Genomic DNA, 19,932 nt, shown 5'->3' with positions numbered 1-19,932 from the left:
TGAAAGGTATGTCTAAATTTTTTATGAACGACCGTAAGAACCTGATTAATGATGCTATCGACGGCGTGATCCTCAGTTCGCCGCACAACAATCTGGCGCGGCTGGAGGTCGATCCGGCGATCCGTATCGTGGTGCGCCGCGACTGGGATAAGCAACAGGTCGCGCTGATCTCCGGCGGCGGCTCCGGCCATGAACCGGCACATGTCGGCTTCGTCGGCAAAGGGATGCTGACCGCGGCGGTCTGCGGGGATGTGTTCGCCTCGCCGAGCGTGGATGCGGTGCTGAATGCCATCGTGGCGGTAACGGGTGACGCGGGTTGCCTGCTGATCGTCAAGAACTACACCGGCGACCGGCTGAACTTCGGGCTGGCGGCGGAGCGCGCCAAAAGCCTGGGGTATCAGGTCGATCTGGTGATGGTCGGCGATGACATCTCCCTGCCGGACAACAAACAGCCGCGCGGCATCGCCGGCACGGCGCTGGTGCACAAGATCGCCGGGTACGCGGCGGCGCAGGGGCAATCGCTGGCAGAGGTCAAAGCGCTGGCGCAGCAGGCGATTGACGCCACCGCCAGCATCGGCGTAGCCATGGCGGGCTGTAACCTGCCGGGTGAAGGCGATGAAGAGTCCGACCGCATCGCGCCGGGCACCGTGGAGCTGGGGCTGGGCATCCACGGCGAACCGGGGGTCAGCACGCTGGAGACGCAAAACAGCCGCGAAATCGTCGCGACGCTGGTAGAAAACCTGCAACGCGTGGTGGATAACAACGCGCGGCTGGCAGTGCTGATCAATAACCTCGGCGGCACCTCGCCGCTGGAGATGGCGCAGGTAACCAAAGAGCTGGCGCACTCCCGGCTTGGTGACGCCATCGACTACCTGATCGGCCCCGCGCCGCTGGTGAGCGCGCTGGACATGAAAGGCTTCTCGCTCTCGGCCATCGCGCTGAATGAGACCTTCGAAACTGCCCTGAAAGCTGAAGTGGAAGTCGCCGGCTGGCAGCCGCTGGTGAAACTGGCACCGGTGCCGAAACAGAAAGCGGAGAAGGTCAGCCAGCACGTGAGCGCGGAACCCTCCGAAAACCCGCAGGTGAAACAGGTGGTCGCGACCATCACCCAGACGCTCGTTGACCTGGAAAGCGCCTTGAACAAGCTGGATGCGCAGGTGGGGGACGGCGACACCGGCTCGACTTTCGCGTCAGGCGCGAAAGCGATCGCGGAGCTGAATGACGCCGGCAAACTGCCGCTGGCAGACCTCGCGGCGCTGTTCGCGCTGGTCGGCGACCGCCTGGCCGTGGTGATGGGCGGATCGAGCGGAGTGCTGATGTCGATCTTCTTTACCGCTGCCGGGAAGCAGATCGAAGAAGATCACGGCGTGGCGGAGGCGTTGCTCGCCGGGTTGCAGCAGATGAAACACTATGGCGGCGCGGATCTCGGCGATCGCACGCTGATCGATGCGCTGCAACCGGCGCTGGAAGCGCTGAAAGCCAACGGCGACCTGGCTGCCGCGGCGAAAGCCGCAAAAGAGGGCGCAGAAGCCACGGCGAAGATGCAAAAAGCCAACGCCGGGCGCTCGGCCTACCTCAGCAGCAACAGCCTGGACGGCATTAAAGATCCGGGCGCGGTGGCGATCGAAAAGGTGTTTGAGGCGCTGGCCCAGCAGTAACTCTGCCACAGTAAAACGATCTGACTCACCGGCTGGGGTAACCCGGCCGGTGTTGCGATCCGCTTCCCATGCCTTTCCCTGCGGCAGCAACCGATTTACCCTTTCTATGTTACCGGTATCACAAAAAACAGGAATCGTAATAGCTAAAGGAAATCTGAGAATCGTTATTGGTGGCGTGCTGGCCTATAACCACTGTTCCCACGGCGCAGCGGGCGTTGCCGTGCTTCACTCACTGGAGCGAACATGACTCAGAGACTTCTTCCCCAACGGCTCTCGGTAAAAGAAAAAGTCGGCTATGGCCTCGGCGATATGGCGAGCCACATCGGGCTGGATAACGTCATTATTTTCCTGACCTTTTACTACACCGACGTGGTCGGCCTGCCTGCGGTGTTTATCGGCACCATGTTTTTGCTGGCGCGCATCGGCGATGCGGTGATTGACCCGGTAATGGGGCTGCTGGCGGATCGCACCTCGTCACGCTGGGGCAAGTTCCGCCCCTACCTGCTGTGGCTGGCGGTGCCGTTCGGCGTGAGCTGTATGCTGACCTATGCGGTGCCGGAATCGCTGTCGCTCGGGGCGAAAATGGTGTTCGCCACCGTGACCTACTGCTTCATGATGCTGATGTATACCGCCATCAATATCCCTTACTGCTCGATGGGCGCGGTGATCACCGCCGATAACGAGCAGCGCATCTCGCTGCAATCCTACCGCTTCTTTTTAGCCACGGTGGGCGGCGCGCTCTCCACCTTCTTTATGCTGCCGCTGGCGCAGTATCTGGGCGGCGATGACAAGCTGATGGGCTACCGCTGGGCGATGGCGATCATGGCGACCGCCGCGATTGTGATGTTCCTGGTCTGCTTCTGGACGACGCGGGAGCGCATTCAGGCCAAACCTTCCCACGCACACTTTATGGCCGACCTGCGAGACCTCTGGCAAAACGACCAGTGGCGCGTGGTGGCGGTGCTGGTACTCACCAATATCGCGTTCGGCGTGATCCGCTTAGGCGCGCTGATGTACTACGTCACTTATGCGCTGGGGGACGCGACACTCTTCTCCTGGCTGCTCGGTGCGCACATCGCCGGGAAAGGGGCGGGCAGCGCGCTGTCCAAAGTGCTGACGCGCGGGCGCAGCAAAATCACCGTGTTCGCCTGGGCGGCGATGATGGCGGGCGCGCTCAGCATCGCGATTTTCTTTATGCCGCCGTCGCTGGCGCTGCTGGTCGGCATGATGTTCCTGGTCTCCACCTTCTACCAAATCACCACCACGCTGATGTGGGTAATGATGGCGGACGTCGCGGATTACGGCGAGTGGAAGCAGGGCAAACGCATGGACGGCACCATTTTCTCCACGCTGCTGGCGGTGCTGAAAATGGGTATGGCCATCAGCGGGGCGATTGTCGGCTGGACGCTGGGCCTCAGCGGCTATGTGCCCCATGCGGCGGAGCAGAACCCGCAGGCGCTGTTCAGCATCATCGCGCTGTTCAGCCTGGTGCCCGGCGTGCTCTCGTTTATCAGCGTGATCGCACTGCGCTGGTACCGGCTCACCGATGCCACCATGAGTGACATTAACCTGCATAAAGCCGTTTTACAGGGTGATAACTAAAGGAGCGACCATGAGTTTACTGACGCAAGAGAACCGGATCCTGTGGCAATTTGATAACCAGACGCTGGTGGTAGAGCCATGGGGGCGCAACAGCCTGCGGGTGCGCGCCACCTGCCAGCCACGGCTTGATGACGAACCCTGGGCGCTGTTGCCGCCGGAAGCGGCAGAAGGCGTGACCATTGAACAGGGCAACGAGACGCTGACGCTGCGCAACGGCAAGGCAAAAGCGGTGCTGAACAGCCAGGGGCGGCTGGCATTCTACAACCAGCACGACGAGCTGATCCTTGAGGAGTTCTGGCGGCAGCGCGGCAGTGTCGGCGTTGGTGCCGTGGAGAAGGCGCAGGATAAGTACATCAGCGCGCTGAAACTGGACGCGCGGGCGTTCCGGCCCATCCCCGGCGGCAAGCACCAGCTGACGGTGCGTTTTGAAGCGCGCCCGGATGAGAAAATCTACGGCATGGGGCAGTACCAGCAACCGGTGCTGGACCTCAAAGGCTGTGTGCTGGAGCTGGCGCAGCGTAACTCGCAGGCCAGCGTGCCCTTTATGGTCTCGAGCCTCGGCTATGGCCTGTTGTGGAATAACCCGGCGGTGGGCGAGGTGCATTTCGCCAAAAACCTGACCGAATGGCGTGCGCAGGTCACGGCACAGATGGATTACTGGCTAACCGTCGGTGACACGCCCTCTGAGATCACCCGCCAGTATGGCAAGGCCACCGGCACCGCGCCGCCGATGCCGGAATTTGCCACCGGCTTCTGGCAGTGCAAGCTGCGCTACCGCACGCAGGAGGAGCTGCTGTCAGTGGCGCGGGAATATAAACGCCGACAGTTGCCGATTTCGGTGATGGTCATCGATTTCTTCCACTGGCCGAAGCAGGGCACCTTCTGCTTTGACGAGCGCTACTGGCCCGACCCGAAAGCAATGGTCAGTGAGCTGAAGGCGATGGGCATCGAACTGATGGTCTCTATCTGGCCGACCATCGATGCCACCACCGACAACTATAAGCAGATGAAGGCCAAAGGCTATCTGGTGAACAGCGATCGCGGCGTGTCGGTTAACCTCGATTTCCTCGGCAACACCACCTTCTTTGACGCCACCCACCCCGGCGCGCGGCAGTATGTGTGGGATCAGGTGAAACAGAACTACCATACGCACGGTGTGCGCCACTTCTGGCTGGATGAGGCGGAACCGGAGTACCGCGCTTACGATTTTGATAACTACCGCTACCACCGCGGCCCGGTGCTGGAAGTCGGGAATATCTATCCGCGTGATTTCGCCCAGGCATTCTGGGACGGGCTGCGCGCCGAGGGGGAGGAGGCGATCGTTAACCTGGTGCGCTGCTCGTGGGCAGGCAGCCAGCGCTACGGCGTGCTGGCGTGGTCGGGGGATGTGCATTCGTCGTTTGTGTCGCTGCGCAACCAGCTGGCGGCCGGGCTGAACATGGGCATGGCTGGGATGCCGTGGTGGACCACCGACATCGGCGGTTTCCAGGGCGGCCATGTGGAAGATCCGGCGTTCCATGAGCTGCTGCTGCGCTGGTTCCAGTGGGGCGTGTTCTGCCCGGTGATGCGGCTGCACGGCTACCGCGAACCGCATGTAGCCCCGGCACAACGCTTTGACAGCAACGGCGTGGCCCAGTGCGATAGTGGCGCGCCGAACGAAGTGTGGAGTTACGGCGAAGAGAATCTGGCGATCATGACGGCCGGGCTGCGCCTGCGCGAGAAGCTGCGCCCCTATATCCAGCGCCAGATGGCGGCCGCCCATGAACAGAATGACCCGGTGATGCGCCCGCTGTTCTTTGACTTCCCGCAGGAGGCGCAGAGCTGGCAGGTGGAAGACCAATACATGTTCGGGCCGGATATTCTGGTCGCGCCGGTGCTGCACGCCGGTGAGCGCCGTCGCCGCGTCTGGCTGCCGGCCGGGGCCAGCTGGCAGGATCTTCAGGGGGAAACCTACTCCGGCGGCAACTGGATCGAGGCGGATGCGCCGCTGGAGGCGATTCCGGTGTTCCTGCGGCAGGGCTCGCCGGTGATTGCTGAGTTACGGTGAGCACAGGAGTTATAGCGATCGCTGAATGGCCGCGATCGCCACAGTCCCTCACGTGCGCGGGGCTGTGGCGGGACGGCCGCGATGTTGTCAGCGATGCGTGGCAGGCCCGACAGGGGGGCGCTGCGCATTGTGATTGCGCGCTTCTGACGCGCGAGTATTTTGGCCGCCTGCTGCAGGCTTCCGACGCGTAATGAGTATTTCTGTCGCCTGCTGCGCGTTGCTATTATTTTTTCCGCCCGCTGCACTTTGCTATGCTGACCGCCTTACCCTTAGCCCGGAAACCGCATGAAATCCTCCGCTGTGACCCTTGATGATGTCGCCCGCCAGGCCGGTGTCTCTTACCAGACCGTTTCCCGTGTGATCAATCAGGCACCGCATGTGTCGGCCAAAACCCGCCAGCGGGTCGAGGCGGCGATGGCCGCGCTCAATTATGTGCCGAACCGGGTGGCGCAGCAGTTGGCGGGTAAACGCACGCAGGTGCTGGGGCTGGCGACCAGTTCGCTGGCGCTGCATGCACCGTCACAGATTGCTGCCGCCATTGAACAGCGCGCCGGAGAAGCGGGTTACAGCCTGGTGATGGCAATGGTGCGCGGCAGCGGGCCGAACGCCTGCCGGCAGGCGTTGCAGGAGTTGCGCGCTCAGCGGGTGGACGGTGTGCTGATTAATGCGCCGTTGAGCAGCCACGACGCCGCCGCGCTGGCAGAGGCTGCCGGGGCGTGGCCGTTGCTGTTCCTCGACACTGACCCCGGCGGGGCGGTGCCGTCAGTGTTGTTTGATCCGGCCGAAGGCGCGCGCTGCGGGGCACACCATCTGCTGCAACACGGGCACCGGCAGATCGCGCTGCTGGCAGGGGAGGCGCACTCCATTTCTGCGCAACTGCGGTTACAAGGCTGGCGGGAAACGCTGGCAGACGCCGGGCTTGAGCCGGTGGCGGTGCAATATGGGGACTGGAGCGCGGCAGAGGGCTACCGGCAGACGCAGCACCTGCTGGCGGCCGGTACGCCGTTTAGCGCGATGCTGGTGGCAAATGACCAGATGGCGTTGGGCGTAGTGCGCGCCCTGCATGAGGCGGGGCGGCAGATCCCGCAGCAGGTGTCGGTGGTGGGGTATGACGATACCGCCGACAGCGCCTTTTTCTATCCGCCGCTGACCACGGTACGGCAGGATTTTAAAGTGCTGGGCGCACAGGCGGTCGACACGCTGCTGGCAGGTATTGACGGCGGGATGCGCAGCCAGGTGTTACCCGTCACGCTGGTGGCGCGCGGCACCACCGGGCGGTGCCGCTGACAGGCGTCAGGCCAGGGAGGTCACCGGTTGTTCCTGCACAACGGGGATCTCCTGGGCAAATTCAATAGCGTTGCGGCCATTGTTTTTAGCCCGGTAGAGCGCGTTGTCTGCGTGGGTCACCGCGGCCACCCAGTCACGATCGGTGAGTGATGCAATGCCCATGCTGAGCGTGACGTGGGTCGAGACATCCTCATTAAAGACGTGCGGAATCTCCAGCCCCAGCACCTCCTGCTGGATGCGTTGCGCCACCTTCTGCGCATACGCGTGCTCCACGTGGGTCAGCAGCACCATAAACTCTTCGCCGCCATAACGCACCACGATGTCACGCGAGCGCACGTTGTCCCGGATGGCGGCCGCCACCCGCACCAGCGCCTGGTCGCCCATGGTGTGGCCGTAGTTGTCGTTGTAGGCTTTGAAGTGGTCGATGTCCATCAACAGCACAAAGTGGCTCTGTGGCCGCATCGGCGCGGTGATGGATGCCCAGCGGTTTTCCAGCCCACGGCGGTTATAGAGGTTGGTCAGTGGGTCAAGCATGCTGAGATCGCTGAATTTTTCCCGCTCAATATAGAGGTTGTCCACCAGGCGGCGGGTAAAGGCGTCGCTGCGCTTCTGCATCAGATGGTGCAGGGAGAACCCGGCCATCGGCAGCGCAATAGTGAATAAGATGCGAATAATATTATGGAATTGATCAAGGTATATCACCATGAGCGCCGCCGGTAATACATGCAGGGTAAAGGCAATGAAGTTACCTGAGAGGGCAATGGCGCTAATAAAAAATACGCTAAATAAACTCAGCAGCAGAAAGTTTTTATCATCTGGCGCAATCTGGTGGTATTTGAGCGTAATATGCCAGGCCCATAATATCCCCATCGCAATGGAATAAGTATTCAGTACCTTGTGCAGCTTTTGCGTGCGCAGCAGGGTAAACAGCAGGCCGGTCACGCCCAGCACGGCGATGATCACCACCGGTATGGTAATCAGCTTCCGGTTGTCGACCGTGGTCAACATAGTAAAAATGGATGATGCAGTATTAAGGAATAAAAAGAGTAATAGGGAAAGACGATGCCTACTTTTGACAAGCTCGTCATAGGAATGCAAATTCATATCATTTCACTCTGGTTAAACGCTATTAGTCTGAAAATAGTAATAAATTAAGAAACGCTATTTCTGCGAATGCCAGCGGCCGGAGTATGATTAACCGGCGTAACTATTTGCTTAGTAATTATTTAGTTGGTGCTGAGAATTCAAATTACCATTTTTGTATAGCAGTGTCATCCTTGTACAAGATTTCTCAGAAAAGGGTGAAAAAGCGCCACTGATACTATATGATATTAATTCTCATTATCACTTCATTGTTAAGGGAATTAAGATGGTGGCAGCGATGATTACCGTATGCGGAATGTGGAGCCTGGTGTGGTGCATGGGGCGCAAGCTTTCTGGGGCATGGGGTGTTCTGGTGCCGTGCACGCTGTTGCCGGTGCTGGCGATGATGGAGATAAGCCTGGATACGCTGCGGCTGCTGGTAATGGCGGCGATGCTGGTCACGCTGGGGATGCTGTTCAACCGGCATTTGCGCCACTATATTCTGGTGCCGTCCTGCATGGCGCTGGCGGGCGGGCTGGCCGCGATGTCACTCAATTTCAATCTGTTGAATTGACTAGCAAAAAGCAAAACGGGAAACGGCAGTTTCCTGGCTTTTTTATGTTTTTTGATAGGGGTGGTGACGTGCGTTGGAGCTATTTCAATGGGAGAACAACAAGAGGGGGAGGGTCAGCGGGGAATCATGTGGTGCGAAGAGAGGGACTTGAACCCTCACGTCCGTAAGAACACTAACACCTGAAGCTAGCGCGTCTACCAATTCCGCCACCTTCGCACAGATGATTCTGCTGCTTTACTGCTTTAAATTTATATCACCGCATGGTGCGAAGAGAGGGACTTGAACCCTCACGTCCGTAAGAACACTAACACCTGAAGCTAGCGCGTCTACCAATTCCGCCACCTTCGCATTATGCCCTGCGATATAAATCATGTGGTTATATGGTGCGAAGAGAGGGACTTGAACCCTCACGTCCGTAAGGACACTAACACCTGAAGCTAGCGCGTCTACCAATTCCGCCACCTTCGCATTCCATGTGCACTACCGGAGTAATGCAACCACGGAGGCGAATTCTAGAGATTTTCGCCGGGGCGTCAATAGTTATTTCCGTAAGATGACACGACTGCTGCAAAAACCATCAGAAAAAGTGCAGATTGGGCGGTTTAGCCGCTTACCCCTTCTCCATTTGCTGCAATAAGTCCGCCAGCCAGGCCAGCATCACCCGCACGCGGGGCGCAATAAAACGGCCGGGCGGGTGCATCAGCCAGACCGGCATCGGCGGCGGCGGGCAATCTGCCAGCACTTCCACCAGCTCACCGGCCGCCAGCTCGCGCTGCAACGCGTGGCGTGCCGCCTGAATCAACCCAAACCCGCTGCGCCCGGCGGCAATATAGGCATCCGCCCCGCTGACACTCAGGGTATGCGGCAGCCGTAACGCCGTGATCTCCCCGTTTTGCCGGAACTCCAGCGCGTCCGCCTGCTGGCCATGGCGGAACACGTAACCCACCATGCGATGATCGCCCAGCGCCTGCGGCGAACGCGGCTGCCCATAGCGCGCGAGGTAGCCGGGCGAGGCGCAGGTTACCTGCGGCAACGCCGCGCGGGCATGCGTCACCAGCTGTTCATCAGCAGAAGGCCAGGCGCGCAGCACGCAATCCACGCCGTGGTGCAGCAAATCGATGGCGCTGTCATTGGCGCTGAGCGTCACCTCAATCTGCGGGTAGCGGGCGGTGAAGTCCGGCAGCGCCGGGATGACGATTTCACGCGCCAGCGAGTGCGGCATATCCACCCGCACCTTGCCCTGCGGCTGGTGGCGCTGGTGGGCGAACAGGGCGTCAGTTTCCGCCAGGGCATCCAGCAGTTGCAGGCAGCGATGGTAGTAAAGCTCGCCTTCGTCAGTGATGTGCAGCCGCCGGGTGGTACGCACCAGCAGGCGCACGCCCAGCCGCAGTTCCAGCCGTTTCAGGGTGGTGCTGACGGTGGCGCGCGGCAGGTTCTGGTCTTCCGCCGCCCGGCTGAAACTCTGTAACTCCACAATGCGGGTGAAGATCCGCATCGCCTGGATCTGATCCATAGGGCATCCGATTGTTAGTGTTTTATGAACAGTGCTGAGCGGAAAGCATGGTTTATCTTCGTCGGATAAACAACCACACTCTTCTCCACTGACACATCACCGAGGAAACACCATGCAACAGCGTCAACTGGGTACAAATGGGCCGACTGTCTCCGCCATCGGGCTGGGGTGTATGGGCATGAGCGATTTCTACTCCACCGGCAGCGACCACAAAGAGGCAGTCGCCACGCTGCACCATGCGCTGGAGCGGGGCGTGACCCTGCTCGACACCGCCGACATGTACGGGCCGCACACCAATGAGGAACTGATTGGCGAGGCGATCAAGGGCAAGCGCGACCAGGTCTTTCTGGCCACCAAGTTCGGCATCCTGCGTGATCCGGCGCAGCCGTCGCTGCGCGGGGTCAGCAGCCGCCCGGCGTATATCCGCCAGTCTGTCGAGGGCAGCCTGACGCGGTTACAGGTGGAAGTGATTGACCTCTACTACCAGCACCGGGTCGATCCTGCGGTACCAGTGGAGGAGGTGGTCGGCACGCTGGCCGATCTGGTGCGTGAAGGCAAGATCCGTTATATCGGCCTGAGCGAAGCCTCCGCCGCCACGCTGGAACGGGCCTGCGCGGTGCACCCCATCACGGCGCTGCAAACGGAGTACTCGCTCTGGACGCGTGATGTGGAAGACGGAATTCTGGCCGCCTGCGAACGGCTGGGGGTGGGGTTTGTGCCTTACAGCCCACTGGGGCGCGGCTTTTTGACCGGGACGCTGACGTCGCCGGAGGATCTGGCGGCCGATGATTTCCGCCGGGATAATCCGCGCTTTAGCCCGGAGAATTTCAGCCGCAACCTGGCGCTGGTGGAGAAGGTGAAAACGCTGGCAGAACAGAAAGGGGTGACCCCGGCCCAGTTGGCGCTGGCCTGGGTGCTGGCGCAAGGGGAGCACATTGTGCCGATCCCCGGCACCAAGCGCCGCCGCTATCTGGATGAGAACATCGCCGCCCTCGACGTGACGTTAACGCACAGCGAACTGGCGGCGATTGAGGCCATCTTCCCGTATCACGCGGCCGCCGGCGGGCGGTATCAGGACCACGTGATGCCGATGCTTAACGCTTAGATTTTTTCTTCGAGGCACGCGGCGGGCGGCCCAGCTCAGCCTGGTACACTTTGAAACGGCCGGTTTGCGCCAGCACTTCATGGCTGCCGAAGGTGGCATCCAGGATGTCGGCGTACGGCAGGAAGGCGTTCGCCACGATGCGCAGCTTGCCGCCGATGTGCAGGTGGCTGGCTGCGCCGCGGATCAGCATTTCTGCCGCGTGCAGGCTGGTTTGCAGCCCTTCGTGGAACGGCGGGTTAGAGACGATCATGTCAAAACGCCCGCGGATGTCGGAATAGACGTTACTGGCGATCACGTTGCCTTCCAGGCCGTTGGCGGCCAGCGTGGCGCGGCTCGCTTCCAGCGCTGCGGCATTGACGTCACTCAGCGTCAGTTTTACTTTCGCGAAATGGGTGCCCAGCACCGCGCCGACCACACCGGCCCCGCAGCCGATGTCCAGCACGGCGCCTTTGATGTCTTCACTGAAGGTGCCCAGCAGCAGCATGCTGCCTGGGTCGAGCGCATCACGGCTGAAGACGCCCGGCAGGGTTTTCACCGTGACGTCCGCCACCACATAGGATTGCCACCACGCGTCGGCATCAAATTCCGGCTGCTGTTCCAGGCGGCCGTGGTAGAGGCCGCAACGGCGGGCGCTGTCGATTTTCTGCAAGGTGCACAGCCCTTCCAGCATCGGTTCTGCACTGCGCACCCCGGCGCGGTTTTCACCAATCACAAACACATCAATGCCGACCGGCAGCAGGGAGAGCAGGTTAGACAACTGGAACTGCGCTTCCTGCTTGCTCTTCGGCCAGTAGTAGATCAGCGTATCGCAGCCGCTCACAAACTCCGCGTCAGCCAGCAGGCTGTACTGAACGTTTTCCCCCAGCGCCTGGCTCAGCATCTGTCCGTGATGATATTGGTTGGTATGGACACGCACCTCCGCGGCTTCAAGCTGGGCGGGCAGGCTGTCTTGTAAGTCGCCGGCAAACAGCACGCGGCGCTCGGTAAATTCATCAGTGTGGCGCAGTATGACTTCACTGGCGGGGGTTAATGCAGACATCAGGGTGTGGCTCCTTAAGAAGATGACCGGGGATTATAGAGGTTTGTTGGCGCATGTTCGATGGGTTTGCTAGCATAGCGCGGCACATTTGGATACCTGGCAGGGTTTGGCATGGCAACACGACGCGACATACTGTTACAACAACTGGGTATTACGCAGTGGACGCTGCGCCGCCCGGCGGTCTTGCAGGGTGAAATCGCCGTCCATTTGCCGGACGATGTGCGGCTGCTGATTGTGGCCGATGACCTGCCGCCGCAGGATCACCCGCTGTTGCAGGATGTCCTGCACGCGCTGGGGTTGCAGCCGCACCAGGCCTACAGCCTGACCCCGGATAATGTGGCGATGCTGCCGGAAGGCACCCGCTGCGCCAGTTGGTGCCTCGGCCTTAGCACGCCCCCCGCCCTTGAGGGCGTACACCTTTCCAGCCCGGCCCTGCCGGTGCTTACCCAGGACGCCGGTGCGAAACGCGCACTCTGGCAGCAGATTTGTGACCATGAACAGCATCTCTATCCTGACGCCGGACGACCATCCGCGCGCCATGCAGATTGAACGCGCCAGCCACGCTTTTCCGTGGAGTGACGCCACCTTCGCCGGCAACCAGGGCGAGCGCTACCTTAACCTGAAAATTGAGGCTGGCGGGCAGATGGCCGGTTTCGCCATCACCCAGATCGTGCTGGACGAGGCGACGCTGTTTAACATCGCCATCGACCCGGTGTTCCAGCGCCGCGGCCTCGGCCGCGAACTGCTGGAGGCGCTGATAGCCCAGCTCGAGGCGCGCGGCATCCTTACGCTGTGGCTGGAGGTGCGCGCTTCCAATGCCGGGGCCATCGCCCTCTATGAGCAGCTCGGCTTTAATGAAGTCTCACTGCGCCGCAACTATTACCCCACCGCCACTGGCCGCGAAGATGCGGTAATCATGGCGCTGCCGGTGTAACGACATCTCATTACAATAATATCGCTCCCCGAATACAGCTCATGAGTTGTATTTGCATCTGAAAACAACCAATCTGTTGTAAAGAAACCGCTTAACAACTAATGTGTTGTTAATGTTTCTGGGGGGTGTTTATGAAAGAACTGGATGAGCTTGCCGGAATTTTAAAGCAGCGTCGTCAGGCGCTGGCGCTTAACCAGCACGATATGCTGATGAAAATCGGCATGACCCAGCAGCAGTACCAGCGGATCGAAGCGGGGGGCGATGTACGGCTCTCCACGTTGCTGCGGGTGCTGGAGGGGATGGATCTGGAGCTGCAGCTCGTCCCGCGCGAGCGTGCATCTCAACTGGGCACTTCCGCTGAACGGGAAACCCCTGCCGCTTCAACAGAAGCGGAGCGGAATTTCCGGGAGTGGGAAGAGATGATGCGCAGGCTGGAGGATTGATGGAGGAAAGGCAAACAGAGTCTGTGGAGGCGCTGGAGCTCCTGCTGCATGATCGGCAGATCGCGGTGCTGGCACACTATTCAGGTAACCGTAACATCCTGACATTCAACCCCCACTACCGGGCTTTGCCTGCCGGCCAGCAGCCGCTATTTACTCTGACCCAAAAAATTCGCCCTGATTATCTCTCCCAGCCTTTAACCTCCACCGGGCGTCTGCCGCCGGTGCTCTCTAATCTGCTGAGTGAAGGCGCACTGCGGGAATGGATGGCCCGGGAGCTGAAAGTGCATAGTGATGCAGAATTCCCGCTGATGGCGTTTGCCGGTAGTAATTTGCCGGGGGCGCTGGTGGCCAAACCGTTGCCGTTAGGCGGTATACCGGCTTGGGCGCAGGCCTCGCGTGGCGACCGGCTGCTGCCTGTACAGATAGAGGTGCGCCATCAGGCGGATAAATTCTCTCTGGCCGGTGTGCAGATGAAATTCTCTGCGCTACGGCAGGATGGACGGTTCATGATCAGTAATGGGGTAGGGAGGGAAAGTTGGATCATCAAGACGCCCTCTACCGTACATAAAGGGGTACCGGAGAATGAGTTCTCCGCCATGCTGCTGGCACAGGCCATCGGGGTCACTATTCCTGAGGTGAAACTCATTCCCCTCACGCAGCTCGACGCGTTGCCCGATATTGCTTTACCTGTCGAGCCCTACGCCTATGGCATCCGCCGGTTTGACCGGCATGAAACCGGGCGGGTGCATGCTGAAGATTTCGCCCAGATTTTCGAAGTTTATCCGCATGAGAAGTACCGGCGTTTTAACTATGATCAATTGGCCGCCACGCTCTACCGGGTGGGCGGGGGCGGTCTTGCTGACATCCAGCAAATGGCACGCCGGCTGCTGGCGAATATTCTGCTGGGCAACGGTGACGCCCACCTGAAAAACTGGACGGTTTACTACCCGGATGGCCTGGATGCCCGGTTGTCTCCGGCCTATGATATTCTCAGCACGCTGCCTTATGTCCGGGATGAACAGGAAGTCGCGCTTAATATGGCGCATGAGAAACGCTGGTATCACCTGAGTATGGCAACGTTCGCCCTGTGGGCTGGAAGAATCGGAGTGCCCTGGCCGGCGCTGCGTGTCCACCTGGAAGAGGCGCTGCAACTGGCGCATGAACGCTGGCCGGCGATGCTGGCGGAGTTGCCGATGCATGAGGCGCATAAACAGGCGTTACGGGCCCATCAGGCACGGCTTCACCCCGATTTTCGCTTGTGATGGGCGTAAAACGCACAATATTCCATCATTGATTGTCTCTGCCGGGTAAATCATAGAAAATAGCGCCCCATAATTTATTCCTTCCGCTTTGCCTGCTGCCGTTCGCGGCGCGATGTTCCTGTCGCAGGGCGGTACAACTATAGAAACGTGAAAATGTCTCCAAGTGAATACGCCCGCGAAGTGGCCAAACGCCGCACCTTCGCCATTATCTCTCACCCCGATGCGGGTAAAACCACCATCACCGAGAAGGTGTTGCTGTTCGGACAGGCGATCCAGACCGCCGGTACCGTCAAAGGCCGCGGCTCCAACCAGCACGCGAAATCGGACTGGATGGAGATGGAAAAGCAGCGTGGTATCTCCATTACCACCTCGGTGATGCAGTTCCCTTACCGTGACAGCCTGGTCAACCTGCTGGACACCCCGGGGCACGAAGACTTCTCGGAAGATACCTACCGTACCCTGACGGCGGTGGACTGCTGCCTGATGGTGATCGACGCCGCGAAAGGCGTTGAGGATCGTACCCGTAAGCTGATGGAGGTCACCCGTCTGCGCGATACGCCGATCCTGACCTTTATGAACAAACTTGACCGCGACATCCGTGACCCGATGGAAGTGATGGACGAAGTCGAGCGCGAGCTGAAGATCGCCTGTTCACCGATCACCTGGCCGATCGGCTGCGGCAAGCTGTTCAAGGGGGTTTACCACCTCTATAAGGATGAGGTTTACCTCTACCAGACCGGTAAAGGCCATACCATCCAGGAAGTGCGCACGGTGAAAGGGCTGAATAACCCGGATCTGGACGCCGCCGTAGGCGAGGATCTGGCCGCGCAACTGCGTGATGAGCTGGAGCTGGTGCAGGGGGCCTCCCATGAGTTTGAGCGTGAAGCCTTCCTGAACGGCGAGCTGACCCCGGTCTTCTTTGGTACCGCGCTGGGTAACTTCGGCGTCGACCATATGCTGGACGGCCTGGTGGAGTGGGCGCCGGCCCCGATGCCGCGCAAAACCGATACCCGTGAAGTGACGGCGCAGGAAGAGAAATTCACCGGTTTCGTGTTCAAGATCCAGGCGAACATGGACCCGAAACACCGTGACCGTGTGGCGTTTATGCGCGTGGTCTCCGGCCGTTATGAGAAGGGCATGAAGCTGCGCCAGGTACGCACCGGCAAAGATGTGACCATCTCCGACGCGCTGACCTTTATGGCCGGTGACCGCTCCCATGTGGAAGAGGCGTACCCGGGCGACATCCTGGGCCTGCACAACCACGGCACCATCCAGATCGGTGACACCTTTACCCAGGGTGAAGATATGAAGTTCACCGGTATCCCGAACTTTGCGCCGGAACTGTTCCGCCGCATCCGCCTGCGTGACCCGCTGAAGCAGAAACAGCTGCTGAAAGGGCTGGTGCAGCTGTCGGAAGAGGGCGCGGTACAGGTGTTCCGGCCGATCGCCAACAACGACCTGATTGTGGGCGCGGTAGGGGTGCTGCAGTTTGATGTGGTGGTTGCCCGCCTGAAGAGTGAATACAACGTTGAGGCAATTTACGAGTCCGTAAACGTCTCCACCGCCCGTTGGGTGGAGTGCAATGACGTGAAGAAGCTGGAAGAGTTCAAGCGTAAGAGTGAGCTGAACCTGGCGCTGGATGGCGGTGACAACCTCACCTACATCGCCCCGACCATGGTTAACCTCAACCTGACGCAGGAGCGTTACCCGGAAATCAGCTTCCGCAAGACCCGCGAACACTAATCACCGCGTTGTTCCAGAAGGTCAAAAAAACGGCAGGAATGCCGTTTTTTTATGCCTGTTATCCCGCCGCTATCCCCCATTTTTCGCCCGGTTTTTGATGCTTTTTTCCTCTCCCAGCCGTTTTTTTGGCTATTTTCAGGCCGAAAAGCTCAGACTAGTCTGCATTTCCCTGCTTTTCCGCAATTTTCCAACCAGCCCGGACTTTTTCGACTATATTTAATTTGTGCCCGGCAAAAACCGCCATAAAGCACTGGAGTTAACAAGGAAGTTGGTTTGTTATAGGGTGATTATGCTAAAAAGCAGTTTTTAATCCTTATAACAGGCAAATTCCTCAGGAGCCCGGTACGGAGACCGGAGATGTCAGGGAGAGGGTGATACGCATAAGCGTGAATCCATAAGACAACTGAACGTTTAGCTTTTAAGACGCACACTCTGCAAGTTTCCGACGTGCATAAAAACGTGAAATTGTCGCAACGATGAGTCGTCACACTGTGAGTGACTCACAGTTTCCCGGCAGTTGGGAATCACAACATAAAGGAATGAATCGATGAAAAAGTCTAAATTTGCCTATTCAATGATGGCCGTGGTGTTGAGTTCTGCGCTGGTGGGCGGTAATGCACTGGCCGAAACCATGACAAGCAAAGCTGACAACGCCGCGGACACCGCCGGCGCGAAAATCGATAGTTCAGTTAACAAAGTCAGCAACTACATGGGCGACAGCGCCGTCACGGCTAAAGTGAAAAGCGCGCTGGTAGATGACGAAGCGATCAAAAGCACCGACATCTCCGTCGACACCACCCACGGTGTCGTGACTCTGAGCGGCTTTGTGGCCAGCCAGGCTGAAGCCGACCAGGCTGTGGCTGCTGCCAAGAAAGTAGAAGGCGTGAAATCCGTCAGCGACAAGCTGCATGTCCGTGATGCAAAAGAACAGTCTCCGAAAGCCTATGCCGGCGACACCGCCACCACCGGTGAAGTGAAAGCCAAACTGCTGGCCGATGACATCGTTCCATCCCGTCACGTGAAAGTCATCACCACCGAAGGTGTGGTTCAGCTGACCGGTACGGTTGAGAACCAGGCCCAGTCTGACCGTGCAGAAAGCGTTGCCAAGGCGGTTGACGGTGTGAAATCCGTTAAAAACGACCTGCAAATCAAACCATAAGCTTCTCTGAACTGATGATGTAACGGTTGCCCTGGTTGCAGGGCAGCCGGTAGCGTGACCAAAACCACAAGAAAATGTGCGCCCGGCAGCATGAAAAAGCGCGCGAAAGTCAGGCAGGATTCTGATTTAACGCTATCTTTTTTAATAAGGTTTCGCGTTCCGGCGACGAAACTCTGTGCTGTGTAAGGGCATCTCAAATTTTAATAAGGTAAGGAGAGATTTTATGTTTCGATGGGGCATTATCTTTTTAGTCATCGCACTGATTGCCGCAGCACTGGGCTTTGGTGGACTGGCAGGTACTGCGGCATGGGCTGCGAAAATCGTCTTCGTTGTCGGTATCATCTTGTTCCTGGTCAGCCTGTTCACCGGCCGCCGGCGCTCATAGCGAGGCTGTAGACACGTTTACCCGCTCGCCGCGGTGAGTAAATTACGCAGGATGCAACGATTTATTCACCAATGTTATACAAGATGGTGACGGCAAGAGAAAATACCGGGTATCCTCAGAGCATGATGCGAAGAACACCAGGTAATGGGGTAAAGGTTGGGATACAGAATACCGATCACGCTGGGGAATATTGAGTCCCTGGCGTATAAACCCTACCAGCCCGGGAAAATCGCGCTGGTATGCGAAGGGGGCGGGCAACGGGGAATATTCACAGCCGGTGTGCTGGATGAATTTCAACGGGCCCGCTTTAATCCTTTTGACCTGCTGATCGGCACCTCTGCCGGTGCACAGAACCTCTCTGCGTTTGTTTGCCAGCAACCCGGCTACGCCCGGCGCGTTATTTCCCGCTATACCACCTCTCCCCAGTTCTTTAACCCTTTGCGCTTCGTGCGTGGCGGGCACCTGATCGATCTCGACTGGCTGGTTGATGTCACAGCACAGCGTATGCCGCTGGCGCTGGAGGCCGCAGAAAGCTATTTGGGGGATGATCGTGAATTCCTGATGTGCGCCTGCCGCAGTGATGACTACAGCCCCACCTATTTTTCGCCGACGCGTGAGAACTGGCTCTCGGTGCTGAAAGCGTCCAGCGCGATCCCCGGTTTCTACCGGATGGGCGTTGAGCTGGACGGCATCAGCTATCAGGATGGCGGCATCAGCGACGCGATTCCGGTGGAAGAGGCCTACCGGCGCGGGGCGGATACCATTGTGGTGATCCGCACGGTGCCGTCGCAGATGTTTTATGCCCCGCAGTGGATGAAACGCATGGAGCAGTGGCTGAGCGAAAGCAGCCTGCAACAGTTGGTGCATATGATGCAGCACCATGAAAAAAGCTACCGGCGTATCCAGCAATTTATTGAGAACCCGCCGGGTAATCTGCGCATCTTTGAAATTTACCCGCCCAAGCCGCTGGCCAGCCGGGCGCTGGGCAGCAAGGTGTCGGCGTTGAACCGTGATTATCACCTCGGGCGGCGTTGCGGGCGCTATTTCCTGGCGACCGTGGCGCACTGGCTGCTGCCGCGTGACGAGCAGCCGGATCTGCCGGTGAGGGCCCCGGCCGCGATGGTCATCCCGGAGGAGCCGGCCAATACGCCGCTGATCACCGATTCCCCGCTGGTTTCGGCGGTGAGCGATGCGGTCAGCGGCCTGCTGGCGGATGCGCCGCCGGTGGCGGAGAATGAGGAGCCGGACGACGAGGAGCAGGCGGGATGAGTACACCACGTTATTTTATTGATACTCATTGCCATTTCGATTTCCCGCCCTTTGTCGATGACGCCGCCGCCAGCGTGGCCCGGGCTGCTGACCAGCATGTCCGCCAGATCATCGTCCCGGCCGTGACCGCCGATCGTTTTGGCCGCGTGCTGGCGCTGGCAAACCAGCATGATGCGCTGTTCGCCGCGCTGGGGCTGCACCCGTTGTTCATCACGCAGCACGATGATGCGGCGCTGTCGCAGCTGGCGGCCTGCCTGAAACAGCCGCACCCCAGGCTGGTGGCCATCGGCGAGGTCGGGCTGGATCTCTATATGGAGAACCCGCATTTTGAACGGCAGAAAGCGCTGCTGGAGGATCAACTCCATCTGGCGAAACAGGCGAACCTGCCGGTGATTTTGCACTCCCGCCGTACTCACGATCAGCTTTTTTCCCTGCTGCGCAAACGGGCATTGCCCGCTACCGGCGTGGTGCATGGCTTTGCCGGCAGCCTGGCGCAGGCGCAGGCATTTGTGAAACTCGGCTACGCGATTGGCGTTGGCGGCACGATCACTTACGAGCGGGCGCAAAAAACCCGCAATACCATCGCCGCGCTGCCGCTCTCCTGCCTGCTGCTGGAAACCGATGCGCCTGACATGCCGCTGGCCGGTTATCAGGGCCAGCCCAACCGGCCGGAGCGCGCCGCCCTGGTCTTTGAAACGCTCTGCCAATTGCGGCCGGAGCCAGCGGACATCATCGCTGCCGCGTTGAATGCCAACACCCGCCGTATTTTCAATCTGCCGCTGCTGGCGGGTTAAAACATAACCTCTGCCCGAATCTGAAAATGAATGTG

Annotated in this window: 18 protein-coding genes and 3 tRNA genes; 15 read left to right on the top strand and 6 right to left on the bottom strand. The window is 59.4% G+C overall.

Features of this window, described 5'->3' with window-relative positions:
• Nucleotides 1-8 precede the first annotated feature (8 nt).
• From CYR55_RS04380 to CYR55_RS04365, 4 genes are all read left to right on the top strand, one after another.
• The gene (locus tag CYR55_RS04380) at nucleotides 9-1,658 is read left to right on the top strand and encodes a dihydroxyacetone kinase subunit DhaK (protein WP_101814927.1); all 1,650 of its coding nucleotides are present in this window, start codon (nucleotides 9-11) and stop codon (nucleotides 1,656-1,658) included.
• Between the two features lie 243 nt (nucleotides 1,659-1,901).
• On the top strand, nucleotides 1,902-3,260 hold the full coding sequence (locus CYR55_RS04375; protein ID WP_101814926.1) for a glycoside-pentoside-hexuronide (GPH):cation symporter: 1,359 nt from the start codon (nucleotides 1,902-1,904) through the stop codon (nucleotides 3,258-3,260).
• Nucleotides 3,261-3,270: 10 nt separating this feature from the next.
• Nucleotides 3,271-5,307, top strand: coding sequence for a glycoside hydrolase family 31 protein (locus CYR55_RS04370; RefSeq protein WP_101814925.1), 2,037 nt, complete (start codon nucleotides 3,271-3,273; stop codon nucleotides 5,305-5,307).
• A gap of 285 nt (nucleotides 5,308-5,592) precedes the next feature.
• Entirely contained in the window at nucleotides 5,593-6,594 is a 1,002-nt protein-coding gene (locus CYR55_RS04365; RefSeq protein WP_101814924.1) for a LacI family DNA-binding transcriptional regulator, read from the top strand.
• Nucleotides 6,595-6,600: 6 nt separating this feature from the next.
• Here the strand turns inward: CYR55_RS04365 and CYR55_RS04360 are convergent, their stop codons facing one another.
• Entirely contained in the window at nucleotides 6,601-7,698 is a 1,098-nt protein-coding gene (locus CYR55_RS04360; protein WP_101814923.1) for a GGDEF domain-containing protein, read from the bottom strand.
• 265 nt (nucleotides 7,699-7,963) lie between these two features.
• Here CYR55_RS04360 and CYR55_RS04355 point away from each other — a divergent pair, with 265 nt between their 5' ends.
• Nucleotides 7,964-8,251 (top strand): DUF1435 domain-containing protein, encoded by a 288-nt coding sequence (locus CYR55_RS04355; RefSeq protein ID WP_101814922.1) that lies wholly within the window; start codon nucleotides 7,964-7,966, stop codon nucleotides 8,249-8,251.
• A gap of 129 nt (nucleotides 8,252-8,380) precedes the next feature.
• Here CYR55_RS04355 and CYR55_RS04350 read toward each other — a convergent pair.
• The 4 genes from CYR55_RS04350 to CYR55_RS04335 form a co-directional block, all read right to left on the bottom strand.
• Nucleotides 8,381-8,467: transfer RNA gene (locus CYR55_RS04350), tRNA-Leu, on the bottom strand.
• A 45-nt stretch (nucleotides 8,468-8,512) separates the two neighbouring features.
• A tRNA-Leu gene (locus CYR55_RS04345) sits at nucleotides 8,513-8,599 on the bottom strand.
• A 33-nt stretch (nucleotides 8,600-8,632) separates the two neighbouring features.
• Nucleotides 8,633-8,719 (bottom strand) — tRNA-Leu (locus tag CYR55_RS04340).
• 142 nt (nucleotides 8,720-8,861) lie between these two features.
• Complete coding sequence (locus CYR55_RS04335) at nucleotides 8,862-9,764, bottom strand: LysR family transcriptional regulator (RefSeq protein WP_101814921.1); 903 nt, start codon at nucleotides 9,762-9,764, stop codon at nucleotides 8,862-8,864.
• A gap of 112 nt (nucleotides 9,765-9,876) precedes the next feature.
• On the opposite strand from CYR55_RS04335, the gene CYR55_RS04330 reads away from it, so the two are divergent.
• On the top strand, nucleotides 9,877-10,869 hold the full coding sequence (locus CYR55_RS04330; RefSeq protein WP_101814920.1) for an aldo/keto reductase: 993 nt from the start codon (nucleotides 9,877-9,879) through the stop codon (nucleotides 10,867-10,869).
• Here CYR55_RS04330 and rsmC read toward each other — a convergent pair.
• Nucleotides 10,859-11,908 (bottom strand): 16S rRNA (guanine(1207)-N(2))-methyltransferase RsmC, encoded by a 1,050-nt coding sequence (gene rsmC, locus CYR55_RS04325; protein ID WP_101814919.1) that lies wholly within the window; start codon nucleotides 11,906-11,908, stop codon nucleotides 10,859-10,861. The genes CYR55_RS04330 and rsmC overlap by 11 nt on opposite strands.
• 111 nt (nucleotides 11,909-12,019) lie before the next feature.
• Between rsmC and CYR55_RS04320 the strand changes: the two genes are divergently transcribed.
• The 9 genes from CYR55_RS04320 to CYR55_RS04280 all read left to right on the top strand — a co-directional run bounded on the left by CYR55_RS04320 (nucleotide 12,020) and on the right by CYR55_RS04280 (nucleotide 19,897).
• The gene (locus CYR55_RS04320; protein WP_101814918.1) at nucleotides 12,020-12,457 is read left to right on the top strand and encodes a DNA polymerase III subunit psi; all 438 of its coding nucleotides are present in this window, start codon (nucleotides 12,020-12,022) and stop codon (nucleotides 12,455-12,457) included.
• Nucleotides 12,402-12,842 (top strand): ribosomal protein S18-alanine N-acetyltransferase, encoded by a 441-nt coding sequence (gene rimI, locus CYR55_RS04315; protein ID WP_101814917.1) that lies wholly within the window; start codon nucleotides 12,402-12,404, stop codon nucleotides 12,840-12,842. Before CYR55_RS04320 ends, rimI begins: the two co-directional genes overlap by 56 nt.
• Nucleotides 12,843-12,973: 131 nt before the next feature.
• Nucleotides 12,974-13,285, top strand: a complete 312-nt coding sequence (locus CYR55_RS04310; RefSeq protein ID WP_101814916.1) for a helix-turn-helix domain-containing protein — start codon at nucleotides 12,974-12,976, stop codon at nucleotides 13,283-13,285.
• Nucleotides 13,285-14,547: a type II toxin-antitoxin system HipA family toxin gene (locus CYR55_RS04305; protein ID WP_101814915.1), complete on the top strand. Its 1,263-nt coding sequence runs from the start codon at nucleotides 13,285-13,287 to the stop codon at nucleotides 14,545-14,547. Before CYR55_RS04310 ends, CYR55_RS04305 begins: the two co-directional genes overlap by 1 nt.
• Before the next feature lie 153 nt (nucleotides 14,548-14,700).
• On the top strand, nucleotides 14,701-16,290 hold the full coding sequence (gene prfC, locus CYR55_RS04300; RefSeq protein WP_101814914.1) for a peptide chain release factor 3: 1,590 nt from the start codon (nucleotides 14,701-14,703) through the stop codon (nucleotides 16,288-16,290).
• 547 nt (nucleotides 16,291-16,837) lie between these two features.
• Complete coding sequence (osmY, locus tag CYR55_RS04295) at nucleotides 16,838-17,449, top strand: molecular chaperone OsmY (RefSeq protein ID WP_101814913.1); 612 nt, start codon at nucleotides 16,838-16,840, stop codon at nucleotides 17,447-17,449.
• A 223-nt stretch (nucleotides 17,450-17,672) separates the two neighbouring features.
• A complete protein-coding gene (locus CYR55_RS04290; protein ID WP_072928640.1) occupies nucleotides 17,673-17,834 on the top strand; it encodes a DUF1328 domain-containing protein in 162 nt (53 codons plus the stop codon).
• Nucleotides 17,835-17,990: 156 nt separating this feature from the next.
• Entirely contained in the window at nucleotides 17,991-19,103 is a 1,113-nt protein-coding gene (locus tag CYR55_RS04285; protein WP_101814912.1) for a patatin-like phospholipase family protein, read from the top strand.
• Nucleotides 19,100-19,897 carry a TatD family hydrolase gene (locus CYR55_RS04280; RefSeq protein WP_101814911.1) on the top strand — a complete coding sequence of 266 codons (798 nt, stop codon included), beginning with the start codon at nucleotides 19,100-19,102 and terminating at the stop codon, nucleotides 19,895-19,897. The genes CYR55_RS04285 and CYR55_RS04280 overlap by 4 nt, the downstream gene beginning before the upstream one ends.
• The last annotated feature ends 35 nt before the right edge of the window (nucleotides 19,898-19,932 follow it).

Origin of the sequence: Chimaeribacter californicus (assembly GCF_002858675.1) — a bacterium.
In the GTDB taxonomy this organism is placed as follows: domain Bacteria; phylum Pseudomonadota; class Gammaproteobacteria; order Enterobacterales; family Enterobacteriaceae; genus Chimaeribacter; species Chimaeribacter californicus.
This window is presented reverse-complemented; position numbering and strand designations above follow the sequence as displayed.

Excerpts from the sequence above, each read along its gene's own strand:
- CYR55_RS04380 (WP_101814927.1), top strand. The coding sequence starts at position 9 with ATGTCTAAATTTTTTATGAACGACCGTAAGAACCTGATTAATGATGCT.
- CYR55_RS04375 (WP_101814926.1), top strand. The coding sequence starts at position 1,902 with ATGACTCAGAGACTTCTTCCCCAACGGCTCTCGGTAAAAGAAAAAGTC.
- CYR55_RS04370 (WP_101814925.1), top strand. The coding sequence starts at position 3,271 with ATGAGTTTACTGACGCAAGAGAACCGGATCCTGTGGCAATTTGATAAC.
- CYR55_RS04365 (WP_101814924.1), top strand. The coding sequence starts at position 5,593 with ATGAAATCCTCCGCTGTGACCCTTGATGATGTCGCCCGCCAGGCCGGT.
- CYR55_RS04360 (WP_101814923.1), bottom strand. The coding sequence starts at position 7,698 with ATGAATTTGCATTCCTATGACGAGCTTGTCAAAAGTAGGCATCGTCTT.
- CYR55_RS04355 (WP_101814922.1), top strand. The coding sequence starts at position 7,964 with ATGGTGGCAGCGATGATTACCGTATGCGGAATGTGGAGCCTGGTGTGG.
- CYR55_RS04335 (WP_101814921.1), bottom strand. The coding sequence starts at position 9,764 with ATGGATCAGATCCAGGCGATGCGGATCTTCACCCGCATTGTGGAGTTA.
- CYR55_RS04330 (WP_101814920.1), top strand. The coding sequence starts at position 9,877 with ATGCAACAGCGTCAACTGGGTACAAATGGGCCGACTGTCTCCGCCATC.
- rsmC (WP_101814919.1), bottom strand. The coding sequence starts at position 11,908 with ATGTCTGCATTAACCCCCGCCAGTGAAGTCATACTGCGCCACACTGAT.
- CYR55_RS04320 (WP_101814918.1), top strand. The coding sequence starts at position 12,020 with ATGGCAACACGACGCGACATACTGTTACAACAACTGGGTATTACGCAG.
- rimI (WP_101814917.1), top strand. The coding sequence starts at position 12,402 with ATGAACAGCATCTCTATCCTGACGCCGGACGACCATCCGCGCGCCATG.
- CYR55_RS04310 (WP_101814916.1), top strand. The coding sequence starts at position 12,974 with ATGAAAGAACTGGATGAGCTTGCCGGAATTTTAAAGCAGCGTCGTCAG.
- CYR55_RS04305 (WP_101814915.1), top strand. The coding sequence starts at position 13,285 with ATGGAGGAAAGGCAAACAGAGTCTGTGGAGGCGCTGGAGCTCCTGCTG.
- prfC (WP_101814914.1), top strand. The coding sequence starts at position 14,701 with ATGTCTCCAAGTGAATACGCCCGCGAAGTGGCCAAACGCCGCACCTTC.
- osmY (WP_101814913.1), top strand. The coding sequence starts at position 16,838 with ATGAAAAAGTCTAAATTTGCCTATTCAATGATGGCCGTGGTGTTGAGT.
- CYR55_RS04290 (WP_072928640.1), top strand. The coding sequence starts at position 17,673 with ATGTTTCGATGGGGCATTATCTTTTTAGTCATCGCACTGATTGCCGCA.
- CYR55_RS04280 (WP_101814911.1), top strand. The coding sequence starts at position 19,100 with ATGAGTACACCACGTTATTTTATTGATACTCATTGCCATTTCGATTTC.